The following is a 6,983-nucleotide window of genomic DNA, read 5'->3' on the forward strand; positions in this document are numbered from 1 at the left end:
GTAGGGTTGTTTTTTGTTGCTTTTCAAGCGAAAAATATTTGGCAGTTGTTTGGCAGTTATGCTAATATTTCACTGCGCAGCAAGGGAAAAATTTTAAGAATTGCGCTGTGTTAGCATATAAAGAAATAGAGATGTGAACCGTTTTCATTTAAGCGCACAGAGAATTTAGCACTTATTGTTTGGTTAATAATAAAGCAAAATGCTAAATTTTGTTTAGGTGGAATGCGGGGCAAGATGACTGATTCACAAAACTACACAAAAACACAAAACATAACATACACTCATCACTCCAAATAAAGAGTTTTCCCATTGCTGCCGCTGTGGTTTGGCGGCGGTGTTTTTAAACACATAGGAGTTTGATATGACGTTTTTGAAAGTAGCAGCCAGCCCGTCTGTTCAACAGGGCTTCACCACTGAGTTAGATGTGGTGGACGTGCAAGGTGCCGACCTCGCAGGTATTGGTGCCGTTGTTGCTTCTACTGCCGATGCAGCCAAGGCTGTAGAGCAGGTTGAAGCCACCGGCTTCGGTATTCCGGTATTTGTTGCTCTGCAGCCCGGCGAGAGCGTGCCCGAAAGCCTGTTGACCCGTGTGAACGGCGTGATTCAATTAGGTCGCGGCAATGAAGAATACTATGGCCGCCAAGTGGATACTGCCGTAAATCAATACGGTTCCAAACTTGCCCCTCCTTTTTTCGGTACGCTGAAGCAGTATGTAAACATCGGTAACGCCCAGTTCGACTGCCCCGGACACCAAGGTGGACAGTTCTACCGCAAACACCCTGCCGGCCGCGAATTTTACGAATTCTTCGGTGAAAACGTATTCCGCGCCGACTTGTGTAATGCCGACGTTCGCTTGGGTGATTTGCTGATCCACGAAGGACCTGCTTGTGCAGCCCAGCAATACGCTGCCAAAGTGTTCAATGCCGACAAGACCTACTTCGTTCTGAACGGTACTTCTTCTTCCAATAAAGTGGTGGCCAACGCTCTCTTGGCTAAAGGTGACCTGGTATTGTTCGACCGCAACAACCACAAATCTAACACCATCGGCGCGCTGATTACTGGCGGCGCTATCCCGGTTTACCTGCAAACTACTCGTAACCCCTACGGCTTCATCGGTGGTATTGACAATGCTTGCTTCGAAGAAGCCTACATCCGCGAACAACTGGCTAAAGTTGCTCCGGAGCGTGCTAAAGAAGAACGTCCGTTCCGCTTGGCTATCATTCAGTTGGGTACTTACGACGGTACCATCTACAATGCTCGCCAAGTAGTAGACCGCATTGGTCACTTGTGCGACTACATCCTGTTCGACTCTGCTTGGGTAGGTTACGAGCAATTCATCCCGATGATGCGCGATTGCTCACCGATGTTGCTGGAACTGAACGAAAACGATCCTGGTATCTTCGTTACCCAATCCGTACACAAACAACTGGCTGGCTTCTCTCAAGCTTCTCAGATTCACAAAAAAGACAGCCACATTAAAGGCCAGAAACGCTATTGCAGCCACAAACGCTTCAACAATGCGTTCATGATTCATGCTTCTACCAGCCCGTTCTACCCGATGTTCGCTTCTCTGGACGTGAACGCTCGGGTTTTGGATGGTGAAGTAGGTCGCAACCTGTGGCGCGACTGCGTAACCGTAGGTATTGAAGCTCGTAAGATGCTGCGTGCAAGCTGCAAGCTGATCAAACCGTTTATTCCGGAAACCATTGACGGCAAACCGTGGGAATCCTACCCGACCGAGAAGATTGCTCAAGATCTGCGCTTCTTCGAATTTGAGCCGGGCGCTAAATGGCACTCCTTCCCTGGCTACGGTAAAGGCCAATACTTTGTTGACCCGTGCAAATTCCTGTTGACCACTCCTGGTATCAACGTGGAAACCGGTGAATACGAAGACTTCGGTGTACCTGCTACCATTTTGGCTAACTTCCTGCGCGACAACGGTATCGTTCCGGAGAAATGCGACTTGAACTCCATTCTGTTCCTGATGACTCCAGCCGAAGATCTGGCTAAGATGGAACACTTGGTTGCTCTGATCTCTCGCTTCGAAAAACACATCGAAGCTGACAGCCCGATGAGCGAAGTGGTGCCCACTGTATATGGCCGCAATGCTGAGTACTACAAAGGCTACACCATCCGTCGCCTGTGCCAAGAAATGCACGACTTCTACAAACGCAATAACATGAAACAGTTGCAGAGCGAGATGTTCCGTGCCGATGGCTGGCCGAAACAAGCTATGCTGCCCTACGACGCACAGCAAGCCTTCATCCGCAACGAAGTGAAACTGGTTCGCTTGAGCGAAATCGCTGGTCAAATCGCTGCTGAAGGTGCTCTGCCTTATCCTCCGGGCGTACTGTGTACTATCCCGGGCGAAGTTTGGGGTGGTGCAGTGCAGAAATACTTCCTGGCTCTCGAAGAAGGCATCAACTGCTTGCCTGGTTTCGAACCTGAGCTGCAAGGTGTATATCTGCAGACCGTGGAAGACGGCAGCCGCCGTGCTTTCGGTCATGTAGTGGTTAAAGGCTAATAAGCCGTATCAGGCTACCTGAAACGGTTTCAGGTAGCCTTTGTTAGATAAATTTGATTGCGCGGCAGCGCAGGCTTCGCCAGAATATTGGTTAAACCCGCCTGCTGCATTAAGAAGGATTAAGTATATGTCAACCTCTCAAAACAAGATGGGCGTGGTGCAACTGACCATTCTCACCATGGTAAATATGATGGGCTCAGGCATCATCCTGTTGCCAGCCAAATTGGCTCAGGTTGGTACGATTTCTATTTTGTCATGGCTGGTTACCGCTGGCGGTTCTCTGGCCTTGGCTTACGCGTTCGCTAAGTGTGGCCGCTTCAGTAAAAATGCTGGTGGTATGGGTGGTTATGCCGAGTATGCCTTCGGTAGATCCGGTAACTTTATTGCCAACTACACCTACGCCGTTTCTCTTGTAATTGCCAACATCGCTATTGCTATTACCGCAGTAGGCTACCTTGCCCAGTTGATGGAATGGCAGCTTTCTCCGCAGCAAGTAGCCATGTGGACCATTATCTTCGTATGGGTAACCACGGTTGCCAACTTCGGCGGCGCATCCATCACCGGCCGCATCGGCAGCTTCACCGTGTGGGGCGTGGTGATTCCGGTGGTTGGTATTTCCATTATCGGCTGGTTCTGGTTTGATGGCGCTAAATATGCTGCCGCTTGGAACCCGCATAACTACGGTGTGTTTGAAGCTCTGCCGAAATCCATTTCAATCACCTTGTGGTCATTCCTTGGCTTGGAATCTGCCTGTGCAAACTCTGATGCCGTAGAAAACCCCGAGAAAAACGTGCCGATCGCTGTATTGGGCGGTACCCTGATGACTGCGGTAATTTATATCGTTTCTACCAACGTAGTAGCCGGTATTGTCGATAATGCTGCTTTGGCTGCTTCCGATGGCCCGTTTGGTTTGGTGTTTGCCCAAATCTTCAACCCGACTATCGGCAAAGTGGTAATGGGTTTGATGGTGCTGGCTTGTACTGGTTCCCTGTTGGGTTGGCAGTTCACTGTGGCCCAAGTGTTCAAATCCAGTGCTGACCAAGGTTACTTTCCCAAAGCGTTCAGCTCTGTTACCAAATCTAACACTCCGTTGGTAGGTATGATCATCCTGTGCGTGGTTCAAACCCTGCTCTCCCTGATGACCATAAGCCCGAGCTTGAGTGAGCAGTTCGACGTATTGGTGAACTTGGCTGTAGTAACCAACCTCGTGCCCTACGTACTGTCTATGTCTGCCCTGTATGTCATGCAGAAAGTCAGCAACGTGCCGGCTGGCGAGTTGAAAGTAACCACCATCGTTGCTCTGATTGGTAATATCTACAGCTTCTACGCCCTGTATGGTTCCGGCGCAGATGCTATGCTCGGTGGTGGTTTGGTAACTTTCTTCGGCTGGCTGATCTACGGTCAGGTTGCTGGTAAGAAATTCGACCTGAAAGAGCCGTATTAGTCGGTTATAGCAAACCGGTCTGAATACAGTTTAGGCAAACCTGCTAAAAGCAGCCCCCGAATTCTAAATAGAGGAGAATTCGGGGGCTGCGCTTTTTCAGGTAGCCTCATGGATTGAAGGCTACCTGAAAAATACTGCCACTGCCTTTCGGGCGTTCTTCCTGAATCTGTTACAATACGCCCCCCTGAATTTAACGCATTAAACACCAAGACAATAATCATGGAAGCCGAACGCATCAACCTACTCAACAATACCCTCGCCGACCTGGAAAAACGCAGTGGCGAAATTCGCGTGTATCTCGATTACGACGGCAAAAAAGACCGGCTGGAAGAAGTGGTCGGCCTCTCGGAGGATCCCGAGCTTTGGAACGATCCTAAACGCGCCCAAGAAATTGGCAAAGAGCGCAAAGTGCTCGAAGGCATTGTGCTCACGCTCGACAATATCGCCGGCGGCATCGACGACAACCGCCTGCTCATCGATATGGCGCTGGAGGAGGGAGATGAAGACAGCTTTGCCGCGATTGAGGAAGATGTAGCCGAGCTGGAAAAACAAATGGCCGAGCTCGAATTCAAGCGCATGTTTAACCAGTCTGCCGACGTGAACAACTGCTTTATCGATATCACTGCCGGCGCTGGCGGCACCGAGGCCGAAGACTGGGCCGGCATGCTCCTGCGCATGTATGTGCGTTATGGCGAGCGCAAAGGCTTCAAAGTGGAAATCATGGAGCAGGACGACGGCGAAATTGCCGGTATCAATCGCGCCACCATCCGCTTGGAAGGCGAATACGCCTACGGCCTATTGCGCACCGAAACCGGCGTGCATCGTCTCGTGCGCCACTCCCCATTCGATTCCAACAACAAACGCCATACTTCCTTTGCCTCTGTGTTCGTCTACCCTGAAGTGGACGATAGCTTTGAAGTGGAGATCAACCCGGCAGACGTTCGCACCGACACCTACCGCGCGTCCGGCGCCGGCGGCCAGCACATCAACAAAACCGACTCCGCTGTGCGCATGACCCATATTCCTACCGGCATTGTGGTGCAGTCACAAAACAGCCGCTCGCAGCACGATAATCGCCGCGTTTGCGAAGAAATGCTGCGTGCCAAGCTGTTTGAGTTGGAAATGCGTAAGCGCAACGAGGAAAAACAGGCGCTGGAAGAAGGTAAATCAGACGTGGGCTGGGGCAGCCAAATCCGCTCTTATGTGCTCGATTCCTCTCGCATCAAAGACTTGCGCACCAGCTACGAAACCGGTAACACCAAAGCTGTGCTCGACGGCGATTTGGACGACTTCATCGAAGCCAGCTTGAAACAGGGCATGTGATTGCCGCTTAAGTGATTTGAATGCAGAAAGGCTACCTGAAAGTGTGATGAGGGTTTCAGGTAGCCTCAAACGTTTAACTCAAGGGGCAATATGATGACTAAACAACAGCGTGAATACACATTTCGCCTAAGCTAGCCTTGCTCAGCGGATGCAACTTTTGGCGGTATTGGTGTGCTTGAGCCAATTATTGAGTTGGCTGGTGGGAATGGTTTTGTTGAAGGCGTTGGGTTGGCTGGAATTGTCGGCAGGGGAACTCGGCAACTTGGCAGGGTGGCAGTGTCTGGAACTTGGGTGTTGGTTGGTTTGCTGCTGTGTTCGGGTTTGGTGTTTTTGTGCTGGCTGTACCGGGCGGCCTGTAATGTGCGGGCTTTGGGGCGCAGGGGATGCAGGTGAGCCCGGCTTGGGCGGTTTGGCCGCTTCAATGGCGTAATTAGGTGAGAATGCCGTCTGCGGTGGTGCGTTTAAAGGTGAGCTAGGCTTTCGAGGATAACTTTGTTGCCGTCAAGCCAGCCGTTTTTGATGGCGGCTTGGAGCATGGTGTATTCGCTGGATATTTGGTATGCATAGGAGGGTACGCCGAATTGGTCTTTCATGCAGCGGATGGCATTGAGATAGGGCAGGCTAGGCTTCACCATCACCATGTCTGTACCTTCCTGTAAGTCGAGCGCGATTTCGTGCAAGGCTTTGTTGCTGTTGGCGGGACCCATTTGATAAGTGCGTTTGTCAGCCTTGCCTAAGTTGGCGGAACTGCCCACTGCATCGCGGAACGGACCGTAGAAGGTGGAAGCATAATTTAGCAGAATAGGCCATCAGTCGGGTATGGATGTGGCCGGCATCTTCCAAGGCTTCGTGGATGGCGCGTGGATGGAGCCAATACGACCGTCCATCATATCGGAGGGGCAACCACTTGTACGCCGGCTTCAGCGTGGCATATGCTTATTTAATCAGCACTTCTACGGTTTCATCATTATAATACATACGTAGCCATTTTCATCAATCAAGCTGTCTTGGCCGTGACTGGTGTAGGGGTCGAGTACTACATCAGTCATCATGCCCAACTCGGGAGAGCGGTCGCGCAAGGCGCGCACGGTGTGCGGTACGATGCTTCTGGGTTGTAGGCTTCGCTGGCAGTTAGGTCTTTATGCGGCACTGAAGCAGGAAATAAGGTCAGCATGGGAATGCCCAGTTCGCAAGCTTGCTCAGCTTGGTGCAGCAGGTTATCCAAGGTTTGCCGCTCAATGTCGGGCATGGAAGGAATGGGCTCGTTGCCAGAGCATTGCTCCAGCACGAATACAGGGTAGATAAGTGAGGGGATGCTTACGCATCGGGCAACGAGAAAAATCATCTCTACGCATCCGGCGTGGGCGGATGAAGGGAACTTGGCAGGGCGGGAAATTCATACTGGAAACCTATGGGATGTTTTTAACGGCGTATATTCTATGTCGTTTAACTAGAAAAGGGGATTGATGAGAATGGTGGCAGATGTGGTACGCAATTTTCCGCTAATGAAACTTCTTCCGTCTTAGTGATTTAGTTTTTGTTTGTGGATATTTTGTTTTCCGGTATTTGACAAAATATTCTGGTAGGCGTATAGTCCGCATCTTCGCTGTTCCTTACGGCACGGTTTTGTTGTCGGTTTTACGGTTCAGCAGCTCTTTAACAATCAGATTACCGATAAGTGTGGGTGTTTTA

At 50.8% G+C, this 6,983-nt stretch carries 3 protein-coding genes and 1 pseudogene; 3 read left to right on the forward strand and 1 reads right to left on the reverse strand.

The window, feature by feature from the left end; all coding sequences use genetic code 11:
* The first annotated feature begins 361 nt into the window (after positions 1–361).
* The 3 genes from A7P99_RS05035 (at position 362) to prfB (ending at position 5,291) form a co-directional block, all read left to right on the forward strand.
* Positions 362–2,524 carry an ornithine decarboxylase gene (locus A7P99_RS05035; RefSeq protein ID WP_067448635.1) on the forward strand — a complete coding sequence of 721 codons (2,163 nt, stop codon included), beginning with the start codon at positions 362–364 and terminating at the stop codon, positions 2,522–2,524.
* Positions 2,525–2,651: 127 nt separating this feature from the next.
* Positions 2,652–3,968 (forward strand): putrescine-ornithine antiporter, encoded by a 1,317-nt coding sequence (potE, locus tag A7P99_RS05040; RefSeq protein ID WP_067448633.1) that lies wholly within the window; start codon positions 2,652–2,654, stop codon positions 3,966–3,968.
* 219 nt (positions 3,969–4,187) lie between these two features.
* The gene (gene prfB, locus A7P99_RS05045) at positions 4,188–5,291 is read left to right on the forward strand and encodes a peptide chain release factor 2 (RefSeq protein ID WP_067448631.1); all 1,104 of its coding nucleotides are present in this window, start codon (positions 4,188–4,190) and stop codon (positions 5,289–5,291) included.
* A gap of 408 nt (positions 5,292–5,699) precedes the next feature.
* On the opposite strand, the pseudogene hemB reads toward prfB, so the two are convergent.
* A pseudogene (hemB, locus tag A7P99_RS05050) lies at positions 5,700–6,691 on the reverse strand (porphobilinogen synthase); the annotation flags it as partial.
* Positions 6,692–6,983 lie beyond the last annotated feature (292 nt).

Source organism: Eikenella sp. NML120348, from assembly GCF_001648435.1.
Taxonomy (GTDB): Bacteria; Pseudomonadota; Gammaproteobacteria; order Burkholderiales; family Neisseriaceae; genus Eikenella; species Eikenella exigua.

Bases quoted from the DNA above. Each gene is read 5' to 3' on its own strand.
- prfB (WP_067448631.1), top strand. From the start codon at position 4,188: ATGGAAGCCGAACGCATCAACCTACTCAACAATACCCTCGCCGACCTG.
- potE (WP_067448633.1), top strand. From the start codon at position 2,652: ATGTCAACCTCTCAAAACAAGATGGGCGTGGTGCAACTGACCATTCTC.
- A7P99_RS05035 (WP_067448635.1), top strand. From the start codon at position 362: ATGACGTTTTTGAAAGTAGCAGCCAGCCCGTCTGTTCAACAGGGCTTC.